At 67.3% G+C, this 24616-nt stretch carries 16 protein-coding genes; 7 read left to right on the top strand and 9 right to left on the bottom strand.

Annotation, left to right across the window (positions count from 1 at the left end):
• The 3 genes from B1991_RS16645 to B1991_RS16635 form a co-directional block, all read right to left on the bottom strand.
• On the bottom strand, nt 1–1465 hold a 1465-nt coding region (locus tag B1991_RS16645), incomplete at its 3' end, for a dihydropteroate synthase (protein WP_168709691.1).
• Nucleotides 1462–2547 (bottom strand): homocysteine S-methyltransferase family protein, encoded by a 1086-nt coding sequence (locus B1991_RS16640; RefSeq protein ID WP_136259802.1) that lies wholly within the window; start codon nt 2545–2547, stop codon nt 1462–1464. The genes B1991_RS16645 and B1991_RS16640, both read right to left, overlap by 4 nt.
• Nucleotides 2548–2572: 25 nt before the next feature.
• A complete protein-coding gene (locus B1991_RS16635; RefSeq protein WP_136259801.1) occupies nt 2573–3502 on the bottom strand; it encodes an ArsR/SmtB family transcription factor in 930 nt (309 codons plus the stop codon).
• Between the two features lie 186 nt (nt 3503–3688).
• Between B1991_RS16635 and B1991_RS16630 the strand changes: the two genes are divergently transcribed.
• From B1991_RS16630 to B1991_RS16620, 3 genes are all read left to right on the top strand, one after another.
• Nucleotides 3689–5458, top strand: a complete 1770-nt coding sequence (locus B1991_RS16630) for a type IV secretory system conjugative DNA transfer family protein (protein ID WP_136259800.1) — start codon at nt 3689–3691, stop codon at nt 5456–5458.
• A 203-nt stretch (nt 5459–5661) separates the two neighbouring features.
• Nucleotides 5662–7242: a S10 family peptidase gene (locus B1991_RS16625; protein WP_136259799.1), complete on the top strand. Its 1581-nt coding sequence runs from the start codon at nt 5662–5664 to the stop codon at nt 7240–7242.
• A gap of 106 nt (nt 7243–7348) precedes the next feature.
• A complete protein-coding gene (locus B1991_RS16620; protein WP_136259798.1) occupies nt 7349–8509 on the top strand; it encodes an acyl-CoA dehydrogenase family protein in 1161 nt (386 codons plus the stop codon).
• Between the two features lie 380 nt (nt 8510–8889).
• Here the strand turns inward: B1991_RS16620 and B1991_RS16615 are convergent, their stop codons facing one another.
• Nucleotides 8890–12015 (bottom strand): multidrug efflux RND transporter permease subunit, encoded by a 3126-nt coding sequence (locus B1991_RS16615; RefSeq protein ID WP_136259797.1) that lies wholly within the window; start codon nt 12013–12015, stop codon nt 8890–8892.
• 12 nt (nt 12016–12027) lie between these two features.
• Nucleotides 12028–13221 (bottom strand): efflux RND transporter periplasmic adaptor subunit, encoded by a 1194-nt coding sequence (locus tag B1991_RS16610; RefSeq protein WP_136259796.1) that lies wholly within the window; start codon nt 13219–13221, stop codon nt 12028–12030.
• Nucleotides 13222–13668: 447 nt separating this feature from the next.
• On the opposite strand from B1991_RS16610, the gene B1991_RS16605 reads away from it, so the two are divergent.
• The 3 genes from B1991_RS16605 (at nt 13669) to B1991_RS16595 (ending at nt 20618) form a co-directional block, all read left to right on the top strand.
• The gene (locus B1991_RS16605; RefSeq protein ID WP_136259795.1) at nt 13669–18591 is read left to right on the top strand and encodes an NAD-glutamate dehydrogenase; all 4923 of its coding nucleotides are present in this window, start codon (nt 13669–13671) and stop codon (nt 18589–18591) included.
• Nucleotides 18592–18831: 240 nt separating this feature from the next.
• Nucleotides 18832–19593: an NAD kinase gene (locus B1991_RS16600; RefSeq protein ID WP_136259794.1), complete on the top strand. Its 762-nt coding sequence runs from the start codon at nt 18832–18834 to the stop codon at nt 19591–19593.
• 101 nt (nt 19594–19694) lie between these two features.
• Complete coding sequence (locus B1991_RS16595) at nt 19695–20618, top strand: 5'-nucleotidase (RefSeq protein ID WP_136259793.1); 924 nt, start codon at nt 19695–19697, stop codon at nt 20616–20618.
• A gap of 21 nt (nt 20619–20639) precedes the next feature.
• Here B1991_RS16595 and B1991_RS16590 read toward each other — a convergent pair whose 3' ends face one another.
• The 3 genes from B1991_RS16590 to B1991_RS16580 form a co-directional block, all read right to left on the bottom strand.
• Nucleotides 20640–21623, bottom strand: coding sequence for a transporter family protein (locus B1991_RS16590; protein ID WP_168709690.1), 984 nt, complete (start codon nt 21621–21623; stop codon nt 20640–20642).
• A gap of 75 nt (nt 21624–21698) precedes the next feature.
• Nucleotides 21699–22334 carry a LysE family translocator gene (locus tag B1991_RS16585; RefSeq protein WP_136259792.1) on the bottom strand — a complete coding sequence of 212 codons (636 nt, stop codon included), beginning with the start codon at nt 22332–22334 and terminating at the stop codon, nt 21699–21701.
• On the bottom strand, nt 22331–23191 hold the full coding sequence (locus B1991_RS16580; protein WP_136259791.1) for an NIPSNAP family protein: 861 nt from the start codon (nt 23189–23191) through the stop codon (nt 22331–22333). The genes B1991_RS16585 and B1991_RS16580 overlap by 4 nt, the downstream gene beginning before the upstream one ends.
• A gap of 94 nt (nt 23192–23285) precedes the next feature.
• Between B1991_RS16580 and B1991_RS16575 the strand changes: the two genes are divergently transcribed.
• Complete coding sequence (locus B1991_RS16575; RefSeq protein WP_136259790.1) at nt 23286–24287, top strand: helix-turn-helix transcriptional regulator; 1002 nt, start codon at nt 23286–23288, stop codon at nt 24285–24287.
• On the opposite strand, the gene B1991_RS16570 is transcribed toward B1991_RS16575, so the two are convergent.
• The coding region (locus tag B1991_RS16570; RefSeq protein WP_136259789.1) for a DMT family transporter at nt 24229–24616 on the bottom strand (388 nt) is incomplete at its 5' end. The genes B1991_RS16575 and B1991_RS16570 overlap by 59 nt on opposite strands.

Raw genomic sequence — 24616 nt, 5'->3', positions numbered from 1 at the left:
GGGCGACGTTGGCCATCTCCTCCAGCGAGGGCGTGATCAGGCCGGAGACGCCGATCATGTCGGCCTTCTCCTCGATCGCGGTGTCGAGGATCTTCTGCGCCGGCACCATCACGCCCAGATCGATCACCTCGAAGTTGTTGCAGGCGAGCACCACGCCGACGATGTTCTTGCCGATGTCGTGCACGTCGCCCTTGACCGTGGCCATCACGATCTTGCCGTTGCTCTTGCTGGTGTTGCCGCTGAGTTTTTTCTCTTCCTCCATGAAGGGCAGCAGCCAGGCCACCGCCTTCTTCATCACGCGGGCGGATTTCACCACCTGCGGCAGGAACATCTTGCCGGCGCCGAACAGGTCGCCGACCACGTTCATGCCGTCCATCAGCGGGCCTTCGATCACGTCCAGCGTGCGCGTCACGCCCTGGCGCACCTCCTCGGTGTCCTCCACCACGAACTGGTCGATGCCGTGCACCAGCGCATGCTCCAGCCGCTTGCGCACCGGCAGTTCGCGCCAGGCCAGCGCGTTGCCGTTGTCCTGCTCGCGTGCGCCCTTCTTGTGTTTCTCGGCAATTTCCATCAGCCGTTCGGTGGCGTCCGGGCGGCGGTTCAGCACCACGTCTTCCACGCGCTCGCGCAGCTCGGGTTCCAGCTCGTCGTAGATCGCCAGCTGGCCGGCGTTGACGATGCCCATGTCCATGCCGGCCCGGATGGCGTGGTAGAGAAACACGCTGTGGATCGCCTCGCGCACGGTGTCGTTGCCGCGGAAGGAGAACGACACGTTGGAGACGCCACCGGAGAGATGCGACAGCGGGAAGCGTTTCTTCAGCTCCTTGCACGCCTCGATGAAGTTGACCGCGTTGTCGGCGTGCTCCTCGATGCCGGTGGCGATCGGGAAAATGTTGGAGTCGAAGATGATGTCTTCGGGCGGGAACCCCACTTCCTCGGTGAGCAGCCGGTACGAACGCTCGCAGATTTCCAGGCGGCGCGCGACGGAGTCGGCCTGGCCGTCCTCGTCGAAGGCCATCACCACGGTGGCGGCGCCGTAGCGCAGGATCTTCCGCGCCTGTTCCAGGAACGGGCCTTCGCCTTCCTTCAGCGAGATCGAGTTGACCACGCCCTTGCCCTGCAGGCACTTGAGGCCGGCCTCGATCACGCTCCACTTGGAGGAGTCCACCATCACCGGGATCTTGGCGATGTCCGGCTCGGCGGCGATCAGGTTGAGGAACTTCACCATCGCCGCTTCGGCGTCGAGCATGCCCTCGTCCATGTTCACGTCGAGGATCTGCGCACCGTTCTCCACCTGCTGGCGGGCGACTTCCACCGCTTCGTCGTAGCGGTCTTCCTTGATCAGCTTCTTGAATTTCGCTGAGCCGGTGACGTTGGTGCGTTCGCCGACGTTGACGAACAGCAGGTCGGGGGTGATGACCAGGGGTTCGAGGCCGGACAGGCGGGTGTGGTGCGTCATGGTCATGCGGCCTCCGCCTGGTCGGCCGAAGGCAGTGCACGCGGGGCGACGCCGCGCACCGCCTCGGCGATCGCCTTGATGTGCGCCGGCGTGGTGCCGCAGCAGCCGCCGACCAGGTTGAGCAGCCCGTCGCGGGCGAAGCCGGCGATCACGCCGGCCATGTGTTCGGGCGTCTCGTCGTATTCGGCGAACGCATTCGGCAGGCCCGCGTTCGGGTGGGTGCTGACGCAGCTTTCGGCGATGCTCGCCAGGGTCTGGATATGCGGGCGCAGGTCCTCGGCGCCGAGCGCGCAATTGAAGCCGACCGACAGCGGCTGCGCGTGACGCACCGAGTAGTAGAACGCCTCGGCAGTCTGTCCGGAGAGCGTGCGGCCGGAGCGGTCGGTGATGGTGCCGGAGACCATCACCGGCACGCGCGCGCCGCGCTGGTGGAACAGCTCGGACAGCGCGAACAGCGCGGCCTTCGCGTTCAGCGTGTCGAAGATCGTCTCGACCATGATCACGTCGGCGCCGCCGTCGATCAGGCCGCTGGCGGCTTCGGTGTAGTTGGCCGCCAGCTCATCGAAGCTGACGTTGCGGAAGCCCGGGTCGTTGACGTTCGGCGACAGCGAGGCGGTGCGGCTGGTCGGGCCGAGCACGCCGATCACGAAGCGCGGCTGCTCCGGCGTCTTCGCCGTCATCGCATCGCAGGCGGCACGGGCCAGCTTGGCGCCTTCCAGGTTCAACTCATGGGCCAGGTGCTGCAACTGGTAGTCGGCCTGGCTGATGCGGGTGGAGTTGAAGGTATTGGTCTCGACCAGGTCGGCGCCGGCTTCGAGATAGGCGTCGTGCACGCCGCGGATGATTTCCGGGCGGGTCAGGGTGAGCAGGTCGTTGTTGCCCTTGAGATCGCAACCACCGGGATGGTCATGCGCGTGCGCGTGGCCGTCGTGGCCATGCTGGAAGCGCTCGCCGCGGAAGCCGTGTTCGTCCAGCCCGTGTGCCTGCAGCATGGTGCCCATGGCGCCGTCGATGATCAGGATGCGCTGGCGCAGCGCCTGTTCCAGGGCAGCGACGCGATCGGGGTGGAGCCAGGGCAGGGTATTCATTGCAACGTCCTTGCAGACAAGAGAGTCAGGCGCGCTTGCGCGCCAGCAGGCTGATGACTTCGAAATGCGGCGCCTTGCGCTCGCGGCTGAGTCGGTTGGCGCTGAGTACGTCGAGCCCGGCGGCACGCGCGTAGCCTTCGAGCTGCTCGATGCGGAAGCCGAGGTTGCGGTGGTCGAACGGCGCGACCGCGGCACGGTGGTCGTGCTGGCCCAGCGTCACCGCGAGCAGGCGGCCGCCGGGGCGCAACAGGCGCGCGGCTTCGGCCACGGCCTTGGCCGGGTGCTCGGCGTAGGTCAGCGCATGCAGCATCAGCACCAGGTCGAAGCGCTGCTCGCCCAGCTCCAGCGCGTGCATGTCGCCCTGAATCACGCGCACGTTGGCGAAGGCCTTGAGCCGTTTCGCGGCGGCCTCGACCACCCGCTCGCTGGAGTCCACGCAGACGATCGAATGCGCGTGCGGCGCCAGCAGTTCAGCGGTGATGCCGTCGCCGGAGGCGATGTCGAGCACGTCGCCGGTCTCCAGCAGCTGCAGCAGCGAGCGCGCCAGGGTCTCCCAGGTGCGGCCGGGCGAATAATGGCGCTCCATGTCGCCGGCCACGGTGTCGGCCCAGCCTTCCTCGCGGGCGCGGTGGGCCAGCACGCCGGGCAGGCGCGCAGAGTCCTCGCGCAGCAGCGCGTCGTCGATGCTGGCGCGCAACGAGACCAGCAGGGCGTGCTGGGCCTCGTCACCCTCGTTGTTGGAACGGTAGTAGGCGGAAACGCCGGCGCGCCGGTCGCGCACCAGGCCGGCTTCCTTGAGCTTGGCCAGGTGGGTGGACACGCGCGGTTGTGCCAGATGCAGCACCGCGGCCAGTTCGGCCACGGTCAGCTCCTCGTTTTCCAGCAGGGCCAGCAGGCGCACGCGGGTGGGGTCGGCGAGCAGGCGCAACACGCCGGACGCGGTAGCCAGGTCCATTATTATCCCTGTATCGCGATATAAAGATGTACAGGCTAGGCGCGGCCTGCCCGATCGTCAAGGGCGCGCCGGCCAACTCACGGAACGTGACCCCGGGCACGGGATCGCCCATCTCGGCGCATGGTCGATTGCGCCTCGCGAAAAACGCACGGAATATAGCGGGACCATCCAGGCAAGGAACGCTCGATGAATGGCAAGACCCGCGCTGTCGTGGTCGTTGTGTCGGCAATGCTGACCGTGGCGGCCGGGAACATGCTCGCCGGCCTGCTGACGCTGTGGCGGTTGAAGCTGTCGATCCCGCTGGAGTTCGGCACCTGGTGGCAGTACGCGCGGGCGCTGGACCTGCCGCAGCTCGCGCCGTATGCAGGCGCGATCAGGTTCGCCGGTTATGCCGGTTTCGGACTGCCGCTGCTGCTCTGGGCGATCGTGGCGGTGCTGGTGCTCAAACCCCGCGCAAAGGCATTCCACGGCGATGCACATTTTGCCAGCCGCGCGGACCTGGCCAAGGCGGGGTTGCTGAAGCCGGGCGCCGACGGCGTGATCATCGGACGCTCCGGCGGCCGTTTCCTGTACCTGCGCGGCCTGCAGCACGTCATCATGACCGCGCCCACGCGAACCGGCAAAACCAGCAGCATCGCGATCCCGGTCCTGCTCAGCTACGGCCACTCGGCAGTGGTGATGGACCTGAAGGGCGAGTTGTTCCAGGCCACCAGCGGTTACCGCCGCAGCCAGGGCCAGGCGATCCGCAAGTTCGCCCCGTACGCCGAGGATGGCCGCACGCATCGCTTCAATCCGTTCCTGAGCCTGTCGTCCGACCCTCGCGTGCGGGTCGGCGAGATCCAGACCATCGCCGCGATCCTCTACCCCGAAGATGCGCAGAAGGATCCGTTCTGGATCGCGCAGGCGCGCAGCGCGTTCCTCGGCTTTGCCTCCTTCATGTACGAGCAGTGGGATGCGCGGGTGGCCGGCGGCATGCGACTGGACCCCAATGTCGACGCGTCGTTTCCCAGCCTGGAGCGCATCTACCGGCTTTCCAGCGGCGACGGGCGCGGCGGCGACCTGAAGGAGACGATCAGGCAGTGGCTCGGTGAGCTGACCTTTCTGAGCGAGCAGACGCGCACCACGCTGTCCGGGCTTGCCGGCCTGGCCACCGAGACCTTCTCGTCGGTGATCGCCACCGTGCAGGAGCCGCTGCAGCAATTCGTCAGCCCGATCCTGGCCGCCGCCACCAATGCCAGCGACTTCGACGTCGCCAGCTTGCGCCGGCAGCCGATGACGATCTACGTGGTGATCCCGCCGGCGAAACTGGGCGAATCGGGCAAGCTGTTGAACATCTTCTTCTCCACCGTGGTCGGGCAGAACCTGAAGACCACGCCGCAGGAAGATCCCTCCATCAAGCACCAGGTGCTGCTGCTGATGGACGAGTTCACCGCGATGGGGCGGGTGAACGCACTGTCCGAACGCATCTCGATCACCGCCGGTTACTGGGTGCGCGACCTGACGATCATTCAGAGCAACTCGCAGTTGCGTGCCACCTACGGCGCGGACGCGGCGCAGAACTACGTGACCAACCACGCCGCCAGCATCGTGTTCACCCCGCGCGAGCAGCAGGATGCGGAGGACTACTCGAAGATGCTCGGCGACACCACGGTGCGCCGTCGCCAGCGCACGGTGGGCAAGGGCGGCACCTCGTGGAGCCACACCGAGGAGCGCCGCCCGCTGATGCTGCCGCAGGAATTGAAGGGTCTGCCGAACGACGACGAGATCATCTTCTACGAAGGCTGCCCGCCAATTCGCTGCCGCAAGAACTGGTATTTCAAGAGCGCGCACTTTCGCAAGCGGGTGCTGCCACCGGTGGAGATCAAGCCGGTGGCCACCGCCACCGAGGCCCGGCGATCCGTCGACGTCACCGTGGCGGACGAGGCGGTGGCGATGCGGGCATTGGCGCAGGGATAGCCCGGATCCGGCGCGACCGTTCGCACATGCCGGCCCTCGAAACCGAAGTCGTGAAGCAAACGGAAGTTCCTGCGTATCTGCGCGACGCATGACCATCGGCATGCTGCAATGGCCGGGTGCGGGAGTAAGGTGGCGCGGCCGCTCGTCGCGGGTCCGATGCAAAGTCGGGCCATCTGATCGGACCGGATCTCAAGGGGGTTTCCATGAAGCGCAGTCTCGCCGTGTCCTGCCTGTTCCTCGCCATGACGGTGGCCACCGCCGCGTATGCCGACGAGGCCCACGACAAGGGTGGCGACAAGTCGCCGCCGGCCGCCAAGGTCGCCGCGCCGCAGGACCAGAGTGCGGTATCCCGCGGCAGCGTCCGCGTCGGCGGGCAGAGCATCGACTACACCGCCACCGCCGGCACACTGGTGCTCAAGAACAAGGACGAGAAGCCGATCGCGAGCATGTCCTACGTCGCCTACGTCAGGAACGGCGTGAAAGACAGCAGCCACCGTCCGATCACCTTCCTCTACAACGGCGGGCCGGGCTCCTCGACGATCTGGCTGCACATGCTGGCCTTCGGTCCGCAGCGCGTGGAGGTGGGCAGCGGTGCCGCCACGCCGCCGGCGCCGTACCGCCTGGTCAACAACGACAGCAGTTTGCTCGACGCCAGCGACCTGGTCTTCATCGATGCGCCAGGCACCGGTTTCGGGCGCGTGCTGGACAAGGACCAGGGCGGCGTGGGCAAGGCCAAGGACGTGTACGGCTTCGACGAGGATGCACATGCGTTCGCGCAGTTCATCACGCGCTACCTCACGGTCAACAACCGCTGGAACTCGCCGAAGTTCCTGTTCGGCGAGAGCTACGGCACCACGCGGTCGGCAATGCTGGCCAACATCCTGGAGAACGACGACAGCGTCGGCCTGAACGGCGTGATGCTGCTGTCGGCGATACTCAGCTACGACATCGGCGTGGATTTCCCGCAGGTCAATCCCGGCGCCAACAACATCTCCTACGTGATGGGCCTGCCCAGCTACGCCGCCACCGCCTGGTACCACCACAAGTTGCCGCAGTCGCCCGCCGACCTGCCGAGCTTCCTGCAGCAGGTCGAGCATTTCGCCACCACGGATTACCTGCAGGCGTTGATGCAGGGCTCGCAACTCGATGCAGCCACCACGCAGAAGATCGCCGAACAGCTGCACCAGTACACCGGCCTGCCCACCGCGTACATCGTCAAGGCGAAGCTGCGCATCAGCGGTGGCCAGTTCGCGCACGAGCTGCTCGGCGCCGACGACGACGTGACCGGCCGGCTGGATTCGCGCTACAGCGGCCCGGCGCTGGATCCGCTCGCGGAGGAAGCGGGCTACGATCCGATGGATTCCTCGATCGACGCGCCGACCGTGGCCGAGTTCAACGACTACGTGCGCAACACGCTGAAATTCGGCAAGGACATGATCTACAAGCCGCAGATCGACGTGTTCAAGGACTGGGACTTCAAGCACCAGCCACCCGGCGCGCCGTTCCCCCTGCCGTTCACGCCCAACGTGATGCCGGACCTGGCCGCGGCCATGAAGCACGATCCGGACCTCAACGTGCTGCTGATGGGCGGCTATTTCGACCTCGGCACGCCGTTCTACTCCGCCGAGTACGAAATGCACCAGTTGCCGATCCCCGGCCGGCTGCAGAAGAACATCAGCTACCAGTTCTTCCCGTCGGGGCACATGGTCTACCTGGATCCCGACTCGCACAAAGGCCTGCACGCCGCCGCGGCATCCTTCATCGACAGCCACTACCGGAAATAGCCGGGCGGCATGGGCGATTGCTCCGCCCGGGTGGCAAGGATTTTTCGCGCGGACGGCATCTGCGGGTAAAATGGCCGGCTTTCCCCCTCTTGGCCGGAGTTTCCCCATGGATTTCAGCTTTACCGAAGACCAGCTGTCGATCCAGTCGATCGCGCGCGACTTTGCTTCGAGGCGCATCGCACCGGTGGCGGCCGAGCTGGATGCGAAGGGCGAGTTTCCGCTGGAGAACATCCGCGAGATGGGCCGGCTCGGACTGATGGGCATCGAGGTGCCTGAGGCATACGGCGGTGCCGGCATGGACCCGATCGCCTACGTGCTGGCGATGATCGAGATCGCCTCTGCCGACGCGGCCACTTCGACCGTCATGTCGGTGAACAATTCGCTGTTCTGCAACGGCATCCTCAAGCACGGCACCGAGGAGCAGAAGCAGCAGTACGTGCGCGCCATCGCCACCGGCGAGGCGATCGGCGCCTATGCGCTGACCGAGCCGCAATCGGGCTCCGACGCCTCGGCGATGCACACCCGTGCCACGAAGAACGCCAACGGCGACTGGGTGATCAACGGCAAGAAGAGCTGGATCACCTCCGGCCCGGTGGCGCGCTACATCGTGCTGTTCGCGATCACCACGCCGGGCATCGGCGCCAAGGGCGTGTCGGCCTTCATCGTCGACACCCAGCTGCCAGGCTTCCACGCCGGCAAGACCGAGCCCAAACTCGGCATCCGCGCCTCGGCGACCTGCGAGATCGAGTTCACCGATTACGTGCTGCCGAAGGCCAATTTGCTGGGCGAGGAGGGCAAGGGCTTTTCGATCGCGATGGGCGTGCTCGACGCCGGGCGCATCGGCATCGCCTCGCAGGCGGTCGGCATTGCCCGCGCCGCGTACGAAGCCACGCTGCAGTGGTCGCGCGACCGCAAGGCGTTCGGCCAGCCGATCGGTACCTTCCAGATGACCCAGTCCAAGATCGCCGACATGAAGTGCAAGCTCGATGCGGCCACGCTGCTCACCTTGCGCGCCGCATGGGCCAAGGGCGAGGCGGAAAAGAACGGCGGTCGCTTCGGTACCGAGGCGGCGGTGGCCAAGCTCACCGCCTCCGAAGCGGCGATGTGGATCGCCCACCAGGCCGTGCAGATCCACGGCGGCATGGGCTACTCGAAGGAAATGCCGCTGGAACGCTACTTCCGCGACGCCAAGATCACCGAGATCTACGAAGGCACCAGCGAGATCCAGCGGCTGGTGATTGCACGAGCCGAGACCGGCCTGCGCTGAGCATGGTCCGCGCCCCCGCACGCCGCCGCCGGCGGCGTGCGGGGGCGCGCTCAACCGCGACGCCAAGATCACCGGGATCTACGAAGGCACCAGCGGGATCCGGCGGCTGGTGATCGCGCGGGCGGAGACGGGCTTGCGCTGAAGAGCGAGGAGTGAGTGAAGAGGGGTGAGGAGTGAGAGAAATGCCGCGCTCCTCAACTCACCGCTGAACCCCAGCGAAAAGGCCCCGGCTTGCGCCGGGGCCTTTTCGCTCGTCGCAAGGTAAAACTGCGGCGAGCCTCTTCCCGAAGGCATGAAGCGAAGGCTCTCCCTCACTCCTCACCACTAGCTCCTGCTTCACGTACCCCGCTGCGGATCGGAGTCGAACGTGTGCGGTGCGTTCAGGCCCGGGCGGGGGTATCGCCATCGAGTTTGTCGCCGAGCAGGCGCCGCACGACCACGTAGAACACCGGGATCAGCAGCACGCCGAGGAAGGTGGCGAACAGCATGCCGCCGATCACGCCGGTGCCGATGGCGTGGCGTGCGTTGGCGCCGGCGCCGGAGGAGACGAACAGCGGGAACACGCCCAGGATGAAGGCCAGCGAAGTCATCAGGATCGGGCGCAGGCGCAGCCGGGCAGCGTCGACCGTGGCCTCGCGCAGGCTGCGTCCGGCCTGCTGCTCGGCCACGGCGAACTCCACGATCAGGATCGCGTTCTTCGCCGCCAGGCCGATCACCGTGATCAGGCCGATCTTGAAGTAGATGTCGTTGGGCAGGCCGCGCAGCAGGGTGAACACCACCGCGCCGAGGAACGCCAGCGGCACGATCAGCAGCACCGACACCGGGATCGACCAGCTTTCGTACAGCGCGGCCAGCGCCAGGAACACGATGAAGATCGACAGCACCATCAGCAGGGTGGCCGCGTTGCCGGAGAGGATTTCCTGGTACGACTGCCCGGTCCAGTCGTAGCCGAAGCCCTTGGGCAGGTCGTTGCGGATGATCCGTTCCATCTCGCTCATCGCCTCGCCCGAGGCGTGCCCGGGCGCCGGCGAGCCGACGATCTCGACTGCCGAATAGCCGTTGTAGCGGGTCAGCGAGGGCGAGGACACGTCCCACGTCGAGCGCACCACGTTGGCCAGCGGAATCATCTGCGCGGTGCCGTCGCTGGCCAGTTTGGAGCTGGGCGTGAAGATGTGCTGCAGCGCATCCGGGCCCATGCGGTAGGGCGCGTCGGCCTGCATGATCACGCGCTTGATGCGCCCGCCGTAGGTGAAGTCGTTGACGTACACCGGCGCCAGCATCAGCCCGATCGCGTTGTAGATGTCGCCGATCGACAGGCCCATCGACTGCGCCTGCACGCGATCCACCTGCAGGTGCATCTGCGGCGCTTCCTCCAGCGCGTTCGGACGCACGCCGGCCAGCTTGCTGTCCTGGCTGGCCTTGCCGATCAGGGTGTTGCGTGCCGCGGTCAGGGCGTCGCGACCGGCGCCGCTGCGGTCCTGCAGGTACATGTCGAAGCCGCCGAACTGACCCAGCCCCTGCACGGTGGGGATGTTGATCACGAAGATGCGCGCATCGCGGATCTGGTGCAGTTCGCGGTTGGCACGCTGGATGAACTCGCTGGCGCCGACGTCGCGGTCGGCCCAGTCCTTGAGCTTGATGAAGGCCATGCCGGCGTTCTCGCCGGAGCCGATGAAGCTGAAGCCGGTGACCTGCATCACCCCGTCCACCGCCGGATCCTTGCGCAGGATGTCGCGCATCTGCGCCATGACCTCGCTGGTGCGCTGCTTGGTCGCGCCCGGCGGCAGCTGGATCACCGACATCGCGTAGCCCTGGTCTTCCTCCGGCAGGAAGCTGCCGGGCAGGCGCGTGTAGAGGAAGCCGCCGAGCAGCGCCACCACCAGGAACGCCAGTATCCACCGCGGCGCGTGGCCGATCGCAATGCCCACGTGGCGGGTGTAGGTGTGCGTGGTCCAGTCGAACAGCCGGTTGAACTTGCGATAGACGAGGTTCTTCTTCTTCTCGTGCTCCGGTTGCAGGAAGCTGGCGCACAGCGCCGGCGTGAAGCTCAGCGCGAGGAAGGCGGAGAAGCCCATCGACAGCGCGATGGTCAGCGCGAACTGCTTGTAGATGATGCCGGAGGCGCCGGGTTGCAGCGACGAGGGCACGAACACCGCCGCCAGCACCACCGTGATCGCCACCACCGCGCCGGTGATCTGGCCCATCGCCTTGCGCGTGGCTTCCTTCGGCGACAGACCCTCCTCGGTCATGATGCGTTCGACGTTCTCGATCACCACGATGGCGTCGTCGACCACGATGCCGATCGCCAGCACCATGCCGAACAGGGTCAGCTGGTTGATGGTGAAGCCGAGCACCAGCATGCCCAGGAAGGTGCCGAGCAGGGCGACCGGGATCACCAGGGTGGGGATGATGGTGGCGCGGAAGTTCTGCAGGAACAGCAGCATCACCAGGAACACCAGCACGATCGCCTCGATCAGCGTGTGCACCACCTCGTTGATCGAGATGGTCACGAAGGTGGTGCTGTCGTACGGGCTGAACCAGGTCACGCCCGGCGGGAAGCTGGGCGCCAGCTCGTCCATCTTGGCGCGCACCGCGGTGGCCACGTTGAGCGCGTTGGCGCCGGGCAGCAGCTGGATCGCGAAGGCGCCGACCGGCTTGCCGTCGTACTGGGTGTCGAAGCCGTAGTTGCCGGGGCCGAAGCTGATCCGCGCCACGTCGCCCAGGGTGACGGTGGTGCCGTCGGGGTTGGTGCGCAGGATGATGTCGGCGAACTGCCGCGGCGTGGTGAAACGCCCCTCGGTGGACACGGTGGCGCTGAAACCCTGGCCGGGAATGGCCGGGTCCGCGCCGAGCGCGCCGGCGGCGAACTGCACGTTCTGCGAACGCACCGCCGCGAGCACCTCGCTGGCCGACAGGTTGTATCCGTGCAGCTTGTCCGGGTTGAGCCAGATGCGCATGGCGTACTCGGAGCCGAACTGCCGCGTGCTGCCCACGCCGGGCACACGCGAAATCTGGTCGAGCACCTGCGAGCCGACGATGTCGTTGAGCCGGTCGCGGTCGATGCCCGGGTTGTTCGATTGCAGCGCCACCACCATCAGGAAGCCGGAGTTGGCCTTGGCCACCACCACGCCCTGCTGGGTCACCTCGGAGGGCAGCCGCGGCGTGGCCAGCGCCACCTTGTTCTGCACCTGCACCTGGGCGATGTCCGGGTCGGTGCCGCTCTCGAAGGTCAGCGTGATGCTGGCGCGGCCGCTGGCACTGGACGAGGAGCTGAAATACAGCAGGTGATCGATGCCGGTCAGCTGCTGCTCGATCACCTGGGTGACCGTCTTCTCGGTGGTGTCGGCGCTGGCGCCGGGGTAGCTGGCGCTGACCGTCACCGACGGCGGCGCGATGTCCGGGTAGGACTCCACGCCCAGGTTGAGGATGGCCAGCACGCCACCGAGCGAAATCAGGATGGCGACCACCCAGGCGAAGATCGGGCGGTCGATGAAGAAATTGGGCATGTCGGCGCTCCGTTACTGGCCGTTCGCGGAAGCGCCGCGCGCCGGCGCCGTGGACGTCGCGCCGGCGGGCGCGTCGCGGTGCCAGGGGCTCGGCTTGGCCGGCTCGCCTTCCTTCACGTTCTGGATGCCGGAAACCACCACCTTGTCGCCAGCCTTGAGGCCGCCGCTGATCACCCAGTCGCCGTTGCGCATGTCGGCCGTGGTGACCTCCTTGCGCACGACCTTGTCGTCCGCACCCACGGTCATCACGTAGGCGCCGGCGGTGTCGCGCTGCACGGCCTGCTGCGGCAGCACGAACACCTTGTGGCGCTGGCCCAGGTTGGCCTGCAAGGTCACATACATGCCCGGCAGCAACTTGTGCTTCGGGTTGGGGATGGTCGCGCGCAGGTCCACCGAGCCGGTCGCCGGGTTGACCGTGGCGGCGGAGAAATCGACCGTGCCCGGCTCGGCGTAGGTGCTGCCGTCGGGCAGGGTGATGCGCACGCTGGCCTTGTTCTGGCCGGCCAGGGTGACGTTGCCCTCGCTCTGCGCCTGGCGCATGTCTTCCAGCGAGGCCACGCTTAGCGTGAAGTTCACGTACAGCGGGTCGATCTGCTCGACCGTGGTGAGCAGGGTGGCCGCGCCGTTGCCCACCAGCGCGCCCTCGGTCACCTGCTGCTGGCCGGCGCGGCCGGCGATCGGCGCGGTGACGTTGGCGTAGCCCAGGTTGATGCGCGCCGTTTCCACGTTGGCGCGCGCCGCCTGCACGGCCGCGGCGCTGCTGCGCTCGGCGGCCAGCGCATTGTCGAGGTCGGCCTTGGACACGTAGCCCTTGGGCGCCAGTTCGCGCACGCGCTGCGCGGTGACCTTGTTGTTGGTCCAACTGGCCTGCGCCTGCGCCAGCGAGGCCTTGGCCGCGTTCAGCTCGGCCTGCAGCGGCGCCGGGTCGATCTGGAACAGCAGCTGGCCGCGCTTGACGTCGGTGCCTTCCTCGTAATCGCGCTTGAGCAGCACGCCGGCCACCCGCGCACGCACGTCGGCGCTGCGATAGGCGGACAGTCGCCCGACCAGGTCGCGGGTCAGCGGCGAGTTCTGCGGCTGCACGGTGACCACACCCACCTCGGGCGGCGGCATTTGCGGCGGACCGTTCCCGGTGCTCTTGCCGCAACCGGCCAATACCAGCAGGCACAGGCACAGCAGCGGCGACCGCAGTGACGAAGGCTTCATGGGGACTCCGGTTCTCTTTCTTGTTCGGGGTGTGGGGAGGGGTGTCGCGTGCGCCGCGCGGGAATCCGTTTCCACCGCGCATCGGGTGTTGCCGATGGCGCCCGGAACGACGCCGCAGCGGCGTTTCGGGCATGTCGCAACATGCAAACTGGACTGCCTAGTATACATTTTACGGCGCCATCGTTTCCAGCGTGGGTCGCGCGCGCAATCCGGCATGGCCGGCGGCAGCGGCCGATGAAGATTCGCCGCCGCAACCACGCGCGCTCCGACACGCTGTTCGACATCCGTGCGGGCCGCGTCGGCGCGGCGGATCACTCATGCCCCGTGCGGCGCATTGCAGACGTCCGTGCCGACTCGTGCGCGAGTGGATTCGGGAGGTGCCGCGGCGTATCCTTCCGAGGATTTATCGCGGCTCTTACCACCTCCGTCCAACTACCAGCAGATGCCATGAATGCGACCCTTGCGGCAAATGACTCCCCCCTCCCGTCCGTAGTGCTCGCCGAGCTGAAAAAGAGCGGCATGTCGCCCCAGCGCCTGGCCCAGGCCGAGGCGTTCTGCACCGCGTTCTTCGCACGGGTCGCCGGCAGCGACGTCCAGCTGCACACGCCGGTGCAGTGGGCGGCGCTGGTCGGCAGCCTGCTGGAGTTCATGCAGCAGCGCCCGGCCGGTCGCGCCACGGTGCGCGTGCTGAGCCCCGCGGACCTTCACGCCGGACGCAGCCTGCTGCAGGTGGTCACCGACGACATGCCGTTCCTGATCGACACGGTGAGCATGGTGGTGTCGACCAACCTGCAGATCCACGCGGTGATCCACCCGGTGCTGACCGTCTCGCGCGACGCCACCGGCGCGCTGCAGGAACTGGGCGGCAAGCAGGGTCACGCCGAGTCGGTGATGCATTTCGAGATCGACCGCGCCGCCGACGCCGCCGAGCAGGAGCAGTTGAAGACGCAGGTCGAGTCGGCACTGGAAGACGTGCGTGCCGCGGTCACTGACTGGAGCGCGATGCGCGAGCAGGCGTTGGCGGTCGCCGCCGAGCTGCCGCAGCGCAAGACCCCGCTGGACGAAGCCTCGGCGAAGGAGGCGGCAGCGTTCATGCGCTGGCTGGCGGACGACAACTTCACCTTCCTCGGCTACCGCGAATACGAGGTGGTCGATGCCGACGGCGACCGCGTGCTGCGTTCGCGCGGGGCCTCGGGCCTGGGCATCCTGCGCAAGACCGACAGCGCGCTGGCCCCGCGTTCGCTGCGCACCCTGGCCGCCAGCGAGTTGCCGCAGTCCGGCGCCACCGACGCAATCATCCTGACCAAGACCAATGCGCGCTCGCACGTGCACCGTCCCGGTTACATGGATTACATCGGCGTGCTGCAGTTCGGGCCGGACGGCCGCGCAGTCGCCGAGCAGCGCTTCCTGGGCCTGTTCACCTCCAGCGCGTACATGGCGCGCCCGCAGGATGTGCCGCTGGTGCGGCACAAGGTCGAGGCGGTGCTGGCGCGTTCGGGCCTCAAGCGCGATTCGTATTCCGGCAAGTCGCTGCGCCACATCCTGGAAACGCTGCCGCGCGAAGAGCTGCTCCAGGGCACCGAGGATGAACTGTTCAATACCTCGATGGGCATCCTCGAGCTGCGCCAGCGTGCACGCACGCGGCTGTTCGTGCGCCGCGACCGTTACGGCCGGTTCTTCACCTGCATGGTGTTCGTGCCGCGCGACCGCTTCAACACCTCGGTGCGCGAACGCATCGAGGCCACGCTGGGGATGGCACTGCACGCGGTGCAGAGCGATTCCTCGGTGGAAATGGGCGAGTCGGCGCTGGCGCGGCTGACCATCGTGATGCGGCCGAAGATCGGCGACCAGCCAGCGTACGACGTTGCCGAACTCGAGCAGTCGGTGGCCGCGATCGTGCGCAACTGGCACGACGAGGTGCGCGACGCGCTGGTGCGCCTGCGCGGCGAACACGAGGGCGTGGTGCTGGCCAACCGCTACGCCCGCGCGCTGCCGGCCGGCTACGTCGAGGACGTCAGCCCCGCGGTGGCCGCGGAAGACATCCACGAGTTGTCGCAGCTGAGCGGCGAGCACGGCATCCGCATGTCGTTCTACCACCCGCCGCAAAATCCCGAATCGCTGCGCTTCAAGGTGTATCGCAACGGCAGCGACATCTCGCTGTCCGAGGTGCTGCCGCAGCTGGAGAACCTCGGCCTGCGCGTGCTCACCGAGCATGTCTACGAGATCCCCGGCGACACGCCGCTGTCGATCCAGGATTTCGACGTGCAGCCCACCGGCAAGCTCGCCTTCAGCGTGGAGCAGGTCGGCGCGCTGTTCGAGGAGGCGTTCGAGCATGTCTGGCGCGGCGCTGCGGAGAACGACGGCTTCAACCGGCTGGTGCTTGGCGCCAAGCTCAACTGGCGCCAGGTGGCGATGCTGCGCGGCTACAGCAAGTACCTGCTGCAGACCGGCGTGACCTTCTCGCAGTCGTACATGGAGGAGACGCTCAACCGCTACCCGGCGATCGCCGGTTTGCTGGTGGAGCTGTTCCTGGCCAAGTTCGACCCGCGTCGCGAGGCGCTCTCGCCCGACGAGCTGAAAATCGCCGGGGCCACCCTGGCGGTGGAGATGCGCACGCTGATCCCGGCCAACGTGCAGGCCGCGCAGCCCGGCCTGATCGACGAGCTGGGCGCCGCGCTGGCGCGTCCGCGCGCCGAGCAGGTCAAGGTCGTGGAAACTGCCATCGGCGTGCTGCTGGAGAACGTGGCCAGCCTCGACGAGGACCGCATCCTGCGCAGCTTCGTGGGACTCATCCGCGCCACTCTGCGCACCAGCTTCTTCCAGCAGTGGGAGGGCGCGTGGCGCGACTACATCAGCTACAAGATCGACTCGCACCAGGTCGCCGAGCTGCCCAAGCCGGTGCCGTATCGCGAGATCTGGGTCTGCGCGCCGCGCGTGGAAGGCATCCACCTGCGCTTCGGTGCGGTGGCCCGCGGCGGCCTGCGCTGGTCCGACCGCCGCGAGGATTTCCGCACCGAGGTGCTGGGCCTGGTCAAGGCACAGATGGTGAAGAACACGGTGATCGTGCCGGTCGGCTCCAAGGGAGGCTTCTTCGTCAAGAAGTCCCCCGACGGCGACCGCGATGCGGTGCTGGCCGAGGGCATCGCCTGCTACAAGCTCTTCATCAACGGCCTGCTCGACATTACCGACAACCTGGTCGAAGGCAAGGTGGTGCACCCGCACGACGTGGTGCGCCATGACGCGGACGACCCCTACCTCGTGGTCGCCGCCGACAAGGGCACCGCGAAGTTCTCCGACATCGCCAACGCCATCTCGATCGAGCACAACTACTGGCTGGGCGACGCGTTCGCGTCCGGCGGTTCGCACGGTTACGACCACAAGGGCATGGGTATCACCGCGCGCGGTGCGTGGGAGTCGGTCAAGCGCCACTTCCGCGCGCTGGGCCGCGACTGCCAGAACGAGGACTTCACCTGCGTGGGCATCGGCGACATGTCCGGCGACGTGTTCGGCAACGGCATGCTGCTGTCCGAGCACACCCGGCTGCTGGCCGCGTTCGACCATCGCCACGTGTTCCTCGACCCGAACCCCGACGCGGCCCGTTCGTTCGTCGAGCGCAAGCGCATGTTCGACGTGCCGCGTTCGAGCTGGGACGACTACGACAAGTCGCTGATCTCCGCCGGCGGCGGCGTCTATCCGCGCAGCGCCAAGTCGATCCCGATCTCGCCGGAAGTGCGCGTGGCGCTGGGCCTCAAGCCCGACGTCGAGCACCTGGCGCCGAACGACTTGCTCAGCGCCGTGCTCAAGGCGCCGGTCGACTTGCTCTGGAACGGCGGCATCGGCACCTACATCAAGGCCAGCAGCGAAACCCACGCCGAGGTGCGCGACCGCGCCAACAACGGCCTGCGCATCGACGGCGCCGAAGTGCGCGCGAAGATCATCGGCGAGGGCGGCAACCTGGGCATGACCCAGAAGGGCCGCATCGAGGCGGCGCAGAAGGGCGTGCTGCTCAACACCGACTTCATCGACAACTCCGCCGGCGTGGACACCTCCGACCACGAGGTCAACATCAAGATCCTGCTCAACGATGCCGTGCAGCGCGGCGAACTGAGTTTCGATGCGCGAAACACGCAGCTGGCGGCGATGACCGACGAAGTGGCCGAGCTGGTGCTGTGGGACAACTACCGGCAGAACCAGGCGATCACCTTGATGGAGCACCAGTCGATCGGCCGCATCGGTTCGATGGCGCATTTCATCAAGACGCTGGAGAACGAGGGCACGCTGGACCGCCAGGTGGAGAACCTGCCGTCGGAGGCCGAGCTGGCCGAGCGCAAGAGCCGCGGCCTGGGCCTGACCCGGCCGGAGCTCGCCGTGCTGCTGTCCTACGACAAGATGCGGCTGTTCCAGCAACTGCTGGACTCCGACGTGCCGGAAGATCCGTACCTGTCCAAGGAGCTGGTGCGCTACTTCCCGGCGCCGCTGCACGAGAAGTACGCCGAGCACATGCAGCGTCATCGGCTGAAGCGCGAGATCATCGCCACGGCGGTGACCAACTCCACGCTCAACCGCATGGGCGCCACCTTCATGATGCGCATGCAGGAGGACACCGGCAAAGGCCCCGAGGCGATCGCCAAGGCGTACACGGCGGCGCGCGAGATCCTCGATGCGCGCCAGTTGTGGGCGCAGATCGAGGCGCTGGACAGCAAGGTGGCCGAGGACACCCAGGTCGACGCGGTCAAGCAGGTGTGGTCGCTGCTGCGCCACATGACCCGCTGGCTGCTCAACCGCCCCGGCGGCTCGCTCGACATTGCCGAAAACGTGGCGCGCTATCAGACGGGCGTTTCCGCCCTGCGCAAGGTACTGCCCGAGGTGCTCACGCTCACCGGCAAGGGCGACTTCGCCTGCACCCAGGAGAAATGGGAAGGCCTGGGCATGCCGGCCGAGCTCAGCCAGCGACTGGCCCGCATGCCGGACCTGCGCGCTGCGCTGGACATGGTCGAAGTCGTGCAGCAAAGCGGCCAGCCGATGGAGAAGGTGGCCCAGGTGTTCTTCGAACTGGGTGAGGTACTGGATCTGGAGTGGTTGCGCGGCCAGATCGAGGCCTTGCCGGTCGAGGGCCACTGGCATGCGCAGGCCCGCGGCTCGCTGCTGGACGAACTGGGCCACCAGCACCGTGCGCTGGCGCTGCAGGTGCTGGGCATGGCCGGCGCGGCCGGCAATGTCTCGCCGGTGCAGGCATGGCTGCAGCGTGACGATGCGACCTTGCAGCACACCCGCAACATGCTGGCGGAAATCCTCACCCAGAACGCGGACTACCCGATCGCCTCGGTCGCCGTCCGCCGGCTGGCGCAACTGGCCCAGGTGCCGGTGTGATCTGAAGGTCCGACGCGGCGTGGGCCCCACACCTTCCCTCCCTTGCAAGCAGGGGAGGGTATTCCGGCATGTTCCGGCTCCGCGGTGATTTGCTCTGTTCCTCTCCCTGCTTGCAGGGGGAGGCTGGCGACCGTAGGGAGTCCTTCAGGTGAGGGGGTGCTCTTCGCGAAAGGTCAGGAATAGGGCTCATTCCCCGCTCTGTCGTACTCTTGGGGCACTTTCCGCCTCCTCGGGGTTTCCATGCGCATCGCCTTCGTCGCCAGTGACACCAGTGTCGCCCAGCAGGCGAGGCGCAAGCTGGTGGAGCGCTACGGCGACGTGCCGGCGGCCGAGGCGGAGCTGATCGTGGCACTGGGGGGCGATGGCTTCATGCTGCGCACCCTGCATCTGCACCGCGCACTGGACGTGCCGGTGTATGGCATGAAGCTGGGGCGGGTCGGCTTCCTGATGAACAAGCACAAGCTCGACGGTCTGCCCGAGCGGGTGGCCCGCGCGCACGCGGCGGAGCTGCATCCGCTGGAGATGCTGGTCACCGATGCGGACGGCACCAGCCATCAGGCGCAGGCGTTCAACGAGGTGTCGCTGCTGCGTCAGAGCAACCAGGCCGCGCACCTGGAAGTGAAGCTCAACGAGGCGGTAAAGCTGCCCAATCTGGTCTGCGACGGCATCATGGTCGCCACGCCGGCCGGCTCCACCGCCTACAACCTGTCCGCGCACGGGCCGATCCTGCCGCTGGACGCGAACGTGCTCGCGCTCACCCCGATCAGCCCGTTCCGTCCGCGCCGCTGGCGTGGTGCGATCCTGCCGCATCGCACCCAGGTGACGCTGCGCATCCTCGATCCGGGCAAGCGCCCGGTCAGCGCCACCGCCGATTTCCACGAGGTGCGCGACGTGCGCGAGGTGGTCGTGCGCCAGGCCGAAGGGCGCGGTGTGCGCCTGCTGTTCGACCCGGAACACAACCTGGAGCAGCGCATCCTGGACGAGCAGTTCGCCGCCGAATGAGAAGTGAGTGGAGAGGAGCGAGAGCGCGGCAGCGGCGTCGGTCTTCTCCCGCTTCTCACTCCTCCGCACTCACTCCTCGCCCTTTGCAGTAGATTCGCGGCATGAGCCAGCCAACCGTCCACGATCCCGCATCCACCACCGACAACCGCCTGGTCGTCGCCATCTCCTCGCGCGCGCTGTTCGACCTCGGCGACAGCCACGCGCTGTTCGAACGCGACGGCCTCGACGCCTACCGCAGCTTCCAGATCGAGCACGAGAACGAGATCCTGCAGCCGGGCGTGGCCTTTCCGCTGGTGCAGAAGCTGCTCGGGCTGAACAGGCTGGCCGGCGACGTGCCGCCGGTGGAGGTGATCCTGCTGTCGCGCAATTCCGGCGACACCGGCCTGCGCATCTTCAACGCGATCCAGCACTACGGGCTGGAAATCAGCCGCGCTGCGTTCACCAGCGGCGCGCCCACGTCCGACTACATCGCACCGTTCAAGGCCGACCTGTTTCTCTCGGCCAATGCCGAGGATGTCGGTCGCGCGCTCGCCGCCGGCGTGGCGGCGGCCACCATCCTGCCAAGCGTTGCGCCGCCTCGCATGAGCGAGCAGTTGCGCATCGCCTTCGACGGCGACGCGGTGATCTTCGGCGACGAGGGTGAGCGCGTCTCGCGCGAAGAGGGCCTCGAAGCGTTCCATCGCCGCGAGACCGAGCATGCCACCGAACCCTTGTCGGTCGGTCCGTTCCGCGGCTTCCTCACCGCGTTGCATCACCTGCAGACGGCGTTCCCGGCGGAGGATTCGCCGATCCGCACCGCGCTGGTCACCGCGCGCTCCGCGCCGGCGCACAAGCGCGTGATCCTCACCTTGCGCAAATGGGGCGTGCGCATCGACGAAGCGCTGTTCCTCGGCGGTCGCGACAAGGGGCCGTTCCTCGACGCCTTCGGCGCCGACATCTTCTTCGACGACTCACCGGCCAACGTCGAATCCGCGCGCCGGCACGTGGCCACCGGGCACGTGCCGCATGGGGTGAGCAACCGCTGATTCGTGCCGCCGCCGGCCGGTTCAGTGAACGTAGTTGAATGCGATGGCCGGGGTGATCGTGGTTGTCGTGTTGTGGCCCGTGACGACCCGGGCGCCGAGCAGCACGCCCATGCTGGGGCTCCAGCTGTATTCGACCGCCGGTGCGAAGCCGAACGCTTCGCCGGAGCCGGAGCTGTGGCTGAGCGCAGCGGCATCACCCGGCACCGCAAATCCGACCAGACGGGTGTCACGATGGCGCCGGTAGGTGACATCGAACGCCAGCACCCAACGCCGGCTCAGGCTGTATTCCCACGCCGCGTTGGCGAGAAAGGCATTGCCGGGCCGGGCGGTGCCGCGAAAGCCTTCCGTCGTGCCGTAGACGCTGACGTCTTCGACGCGCGCCTTGCCGGAAACGGACTGCCCCACGTTCAGGCGCATGCGCAGGATGCGCCCGTTCGCGAGCCAGAAATACGTCTGCGTGTTGATTTGCAACGTCGTGGTGGTGGCACCGCTGCCGAGGCCGTCACTGGGCCGGTTGCCGAGCCGGTCATGCTTTCCGCTGGGCAGCGTCTGCTGCAACTGGATGGATATCGTCGGCAGCGAACTGCCCTCGCGGGAGCGAGTGAGCCGGTACTGGGCCTGCACGCTGACGTCGCCGAACCCGACATGGGAACTGTCGGGGCCGCCGTCTACCCGGTTGTAACCCAGCACGGGAACCAGCCCGACCGTCAGCCGATCCGTGAGCCCGTAGAGCATGTAGGTCAGCGAGCCCCAACCGTCCGCGTGCGCTGAGGTCGCATCGTAAAGATAGGGCTCGATCAGGAAATGGCCGCGTGGCAGCGTCGCGGCCGAATTGGCCAGCATCGGACCGGTCCACCATGCATCGTCCTGCGACTGGCGTACCGGTTGCGACGTGGCAACGGACAGGTCGGCGGCGTGCTGCGCCCATGCCGCTGGTGCCAGCAATGCGCTGCCGGCCAGTACGCGGGGCAACAGTCGTCGTCGCAAAGTCCCGGTCAGTCTCATTTGCGGTCTCGTTTTTTTCAGGATGCCGGACGGAACGATCCATCCTTCGTCCCGGTCGGGCTATCCGTTTCTTGTTCAGATCCTGCGCCAGCCTTCCAGTCCGGTCAGCATCGCCGCGGCAATCAGCAGGCCGCCCACGCAGCGGGTGGCCAGCACGTTTGCACCCGGCCGGCCTTGCAGCCAAAGCCGGGCCCGATCGGCCATCAGGGCCGCGCCGCCGTAAATGCAGAACTGGTTGATGGCGATGATCAGCCACATCACGGTCGCCTGCAGCCACATGGGCCCGTATTCGGGGCGCAGGAACTGCGGGAACACGGCCAGCATGAACAGGTAGGCCTTGGGGTTGAGCAGGCTGGTCAGCATGCCCTGGCGAAAGGTCGCGGTGCGCGAGCGCGGCCGCGTATCCGGCTTCAGACCGAACGAGGCTTCGCTGCGCAGCAGCGAGATGCCGATCCACGCGATGTACAGCGCACCGGCCAGCAGCAGTGCATTGAACGCGCCGGGGACCAGCTTGATCAGCACGCTGATGCCCAGCGCCGTCATCACGACATGGCAGACGCCGCCGGCGATGATGCCGGCCACGGCGGCGAAGCCGCGGGTGCGTCCGCCGGCCAGGGTGCTGCCCAGCACGAAAGCCATGTCCAGACCGGGCAGCACGACGATGCCGAAGACCAGGGCGAAGAACAGCCACAGCTGCTCGTAGTGGTTCATGGCGCGGCCCCGACATCGGTGTCGGGCAGCCAGCGCAGACGCGAGCGCGGGGTCGGGTCCATCACCACGCGTTCCGGCGTGCCGCGCAGCAGGCCGCCGGCGGCGAGCGTCTGTTCCGCGGCGGCCAGTCGTGGCGCGAGTCGCTCATCCAGCGTGGCGTTGTCGCGGACCACGCCAAGCCACACCAGGAACGGCCCGTCCGTGCGTATCGGCAACTGCGGGAAGTTGTTCGGCAGGTCGAGCGACACCAGTACACCGGCCGGGTGCACGCCTCCGACACGGTAGCCGGCGAACGCGGCCTCGGCCTGTTCCGCGAAGGCTTCCTCGCGACCTTTCTTCACCGCGAAGATCTGCGCAACCACGACGCCATGCGCGCCGTGTTCCTCGGTGACCGGGTCGACCGCGGGCAGCACGGTGATGCCCTGATCCGCATGCAGGGGGCGCAGCAGCATCACGTTGTCGCTGTCCGGCAGGATCGCGTTGACCTTGATCCGGTGCTCCTTCCACAGCGGCCCGTAATAGAACGCCGCGTTGACGATCGGCCGCGCGTTGATGTCGTGGAAGCCGCGCAGCCAGGTGAAGCGGTTCGCATGTCCACGCTCGGTGAACTGGCCGAACACCATCGCGCCGAGCTGCTCGAAGGCTTCGGGAAAATACGCGTCGAAGTACTTGACGAAGTGCGTCAGCTCGCCGTCCGCGGTGACGTAGCGGCGAAATTCGACGACCTGGTAATTCCGGAGATGCTGCACGCTTTCCATCGTGGGAGCCTCGTTGGCGGGTCGGGCAGGTGCCGGCATGGCGGCGCCGAGCGCGATGCTCGCGACGATGCCGGACAACAGTCGTTTGGAGGGGTTCATGGGTATCCCTGGCCATAGCGCCGGATAGCGCAGGACCTACGCTAAAACCAATACAGGTCAATAATCGCCCTGATTTGTCGCTACCATCGCCGCCATGGCCAAACCCACCACCCGCGTGCTGGCGGTGCTCGACCTGCTGCAGAGCCACGGCCGCATGAGCGGCCCCGAACTGGCGCGCCGGGTCGGCGTCGACGTGCGCACCTTGCGGCGCTACATCGTGATGCTGGAGGACCTCGGCATCCCGCTCACTGCCGAGCGCGGACGCCACGGCGCCTACATGCTGGTCGCCGGCTTCAAGCTGCCGCCGATGATGTTCACCAACGACGAGGCGGTGGCACTGTCGGTGGGCATGGTGGCGGCGCGCGGGCTGGGCCTGGCCGAGGCGGCGCCGGCGGTGGAAAGCGCCCAGGCGAAACTCGCGCGGGTGATGCCCGATGGCCTGAAGCGCCACGTGCGCGCGATCGCCGATACGGTCAAGGTCGATCTGCTGCCTGCCACGACCACGCCGACCAGCAACGCCGCGCTGATCGCGCTGACCACCGCCGCACAGGCACAGCGGCGGGTGCGCATGAGCTACGACTCGGCCCAGGGCAGCCACACCGAGCGCGAGTTCGATCCGTACGGCCTGGCCTGGCGCGGCGGCGCCTGGTACGCGCTGGGCATGTGCCAACTGCGCCACGGGCTGCGCTCGTTCCGGCTGGACCGGATGGGCGAGGTGATCTTGCTGGACCGCCATTTCGAGCGTCCCGCCGATTTCGATGCACTGGAGCATCTGGTGCAGGGCATCGCCGGCATGTCGCGCGGCCGCGATATCGAGGTGTTGCTGCATGCGGACCTGCCGACCGCACGGCGCGCGTTCTCGCTGGGCTTCGGCCTGCTGGAGCCACTGGATGGCGGCGTGTTGTTGCGCAGCAGCGCCGACGACCTGGCCTGGTTTGCCCGCCAGCTCGCCGCGCTGCCGTTCGATTTCGAGGTCCGCACACCATCGGCATTGCGTGCCGAGCTGGCGCGTTGCGCCGTGCGCCTGCAGAGGCTGGTCAGATCATCCGGACGCGCTTCCACCAGCGCGTCACCTGTTCCTCGCGCACGAAGGTGAACAGGCCGGCGCCGAGGATGATCGCGATGCCGATTGCCATCGGCCAGTCCAGTCGGTCGTGGAAGAGCACGTAGCCGAGCAGCACGGCCCACAGCATCTGGCTGTACTGGGTCGGTGCGACGTGGTTCGCCGGTGCCTTCTGGGTGGCCAGCATCAGCAGCACGGAGCCGAGTGCGGCGAGCAGGCCATAGCCGAGCAGCAAGCCCCACTGGGCGAGGTCGGGCCAGCGGAACTTGGCCAGCATCAGCAGGCCGGCCACCAGCACCGAGCCGACCATGCCGGCGCCGTACAGGGTGACGCGTTTCTCGTGCGGCCCGGCCATGCGCAGC

Origin of the sequence: Rhodanobacter lindaniclasticus (genome assembly GCF_004799035.1) — a bacterium.
Classification (GTDB): Bacteria; Pseudomonadota; Gammaproteobacteria; order Xanthomonadales; family Rhodanobacteraceae; genus Rhodanobacter; species Rhodanobacter lindaniclasticus.
This window is presented reverse-complemented; position numbering and strand designations above follow the sequence as displayed.

Coding starts and splice junctions, on each gene's coding strand:
- B1991_RS16640 (WP_136259802.1), bottom strand. CDS start 2,547: ATGAATACCCTGCCCTGGCTCCACCCCGATCGCGTCGCTGCCCTGGAA.
- B1991_RS16635 (WP_136259801.1), bottom strand. CDS start 3,502: ATGGACCTGGCTACCGCGTCCGGCGTGTTGCGCCTGCTCGCCGACCCC.
- B1991_RS16630 (WP_136259800.1), top strand. CDS start 3,689: ATGAATGGCAAGACCCGCGCTGTCGTGGTCGTTGTGTCGGCAATGCTG.
- B1991_RS16625 (WP_136259799.1), top strand. CDS start 5,662: ATGAAGCGCAGTCTCGCCGTGTCCTGCCTGTTCCTCGCCATGACGGTG.
- B1991_RS16620 (WP_136259798.1), top strand. CDS start 7,349: ATGGATTTCAGCTTTACCGAAGACCAGCTGTCGATCCAGTCGATCGCG.
- B1991_RS16615 (WP_136259797.1), bottom strand. CDS start 12,015: ATGCCCAATTTCTTCATCGACCGCCCGATCTTCGCCTGGGTGGTCGCC.
- B1991_RS16610 (WP_136259796.1), bottom strand. CDS start 13,221: ATGAAGCCTTCGTCACTGCGGTCGCCGCTGCTGTGCCTGTGCCTGCTG.
- B1991_RS16605 (WP_136259795.1), top strand. CDS start 13,669: ATGAATGCGACCCTTGCGGCAAATGACTCCCCCCTCCCGTCCGTAGTG.
- B1991_RS16600 (WP_136259794.1), top strand. CDS start 18,832: ATGCGCATCGCCTTCGTCGCCAGTGACACCAGTGTCGCCCAGCAGGCG.
- B1991_RS16595 (WP_136259793.1), top strand. CDS start 19,695: ATGAGCCAGCCAACCGTCCACGATCCCGCATCCACCACCGACAACCGC.
- B1991_RS16590 (WP_168709690.1), bottom strand. CDS start 21,623: ATGAGACTGACCGGGACTTTGCGACGACGACTGTTGCCCCGCGTACTG.
- B1991_RS16585 (WP_136259792.1), bottom strand. CDS start 22,334: ATGAACCACTACGAGCAGCTGTGGCTGTTCTTCGCCCTGGTCTTCGGC.
- B1991_RS16580 (WP_136259791.1), bottom strand. CDS start 23,191: ATGAACCCCTCCAAACGACTGTTGTCCGGCATCGTCGCGAGCATCGCG.
- B1991_RS16575 (WP_136259790.1), top strand. CDS start 23,286: ATGGCCAAACCCACCACCCGCGTGCTGGCGGTGCTCGACCTGCTGCAG.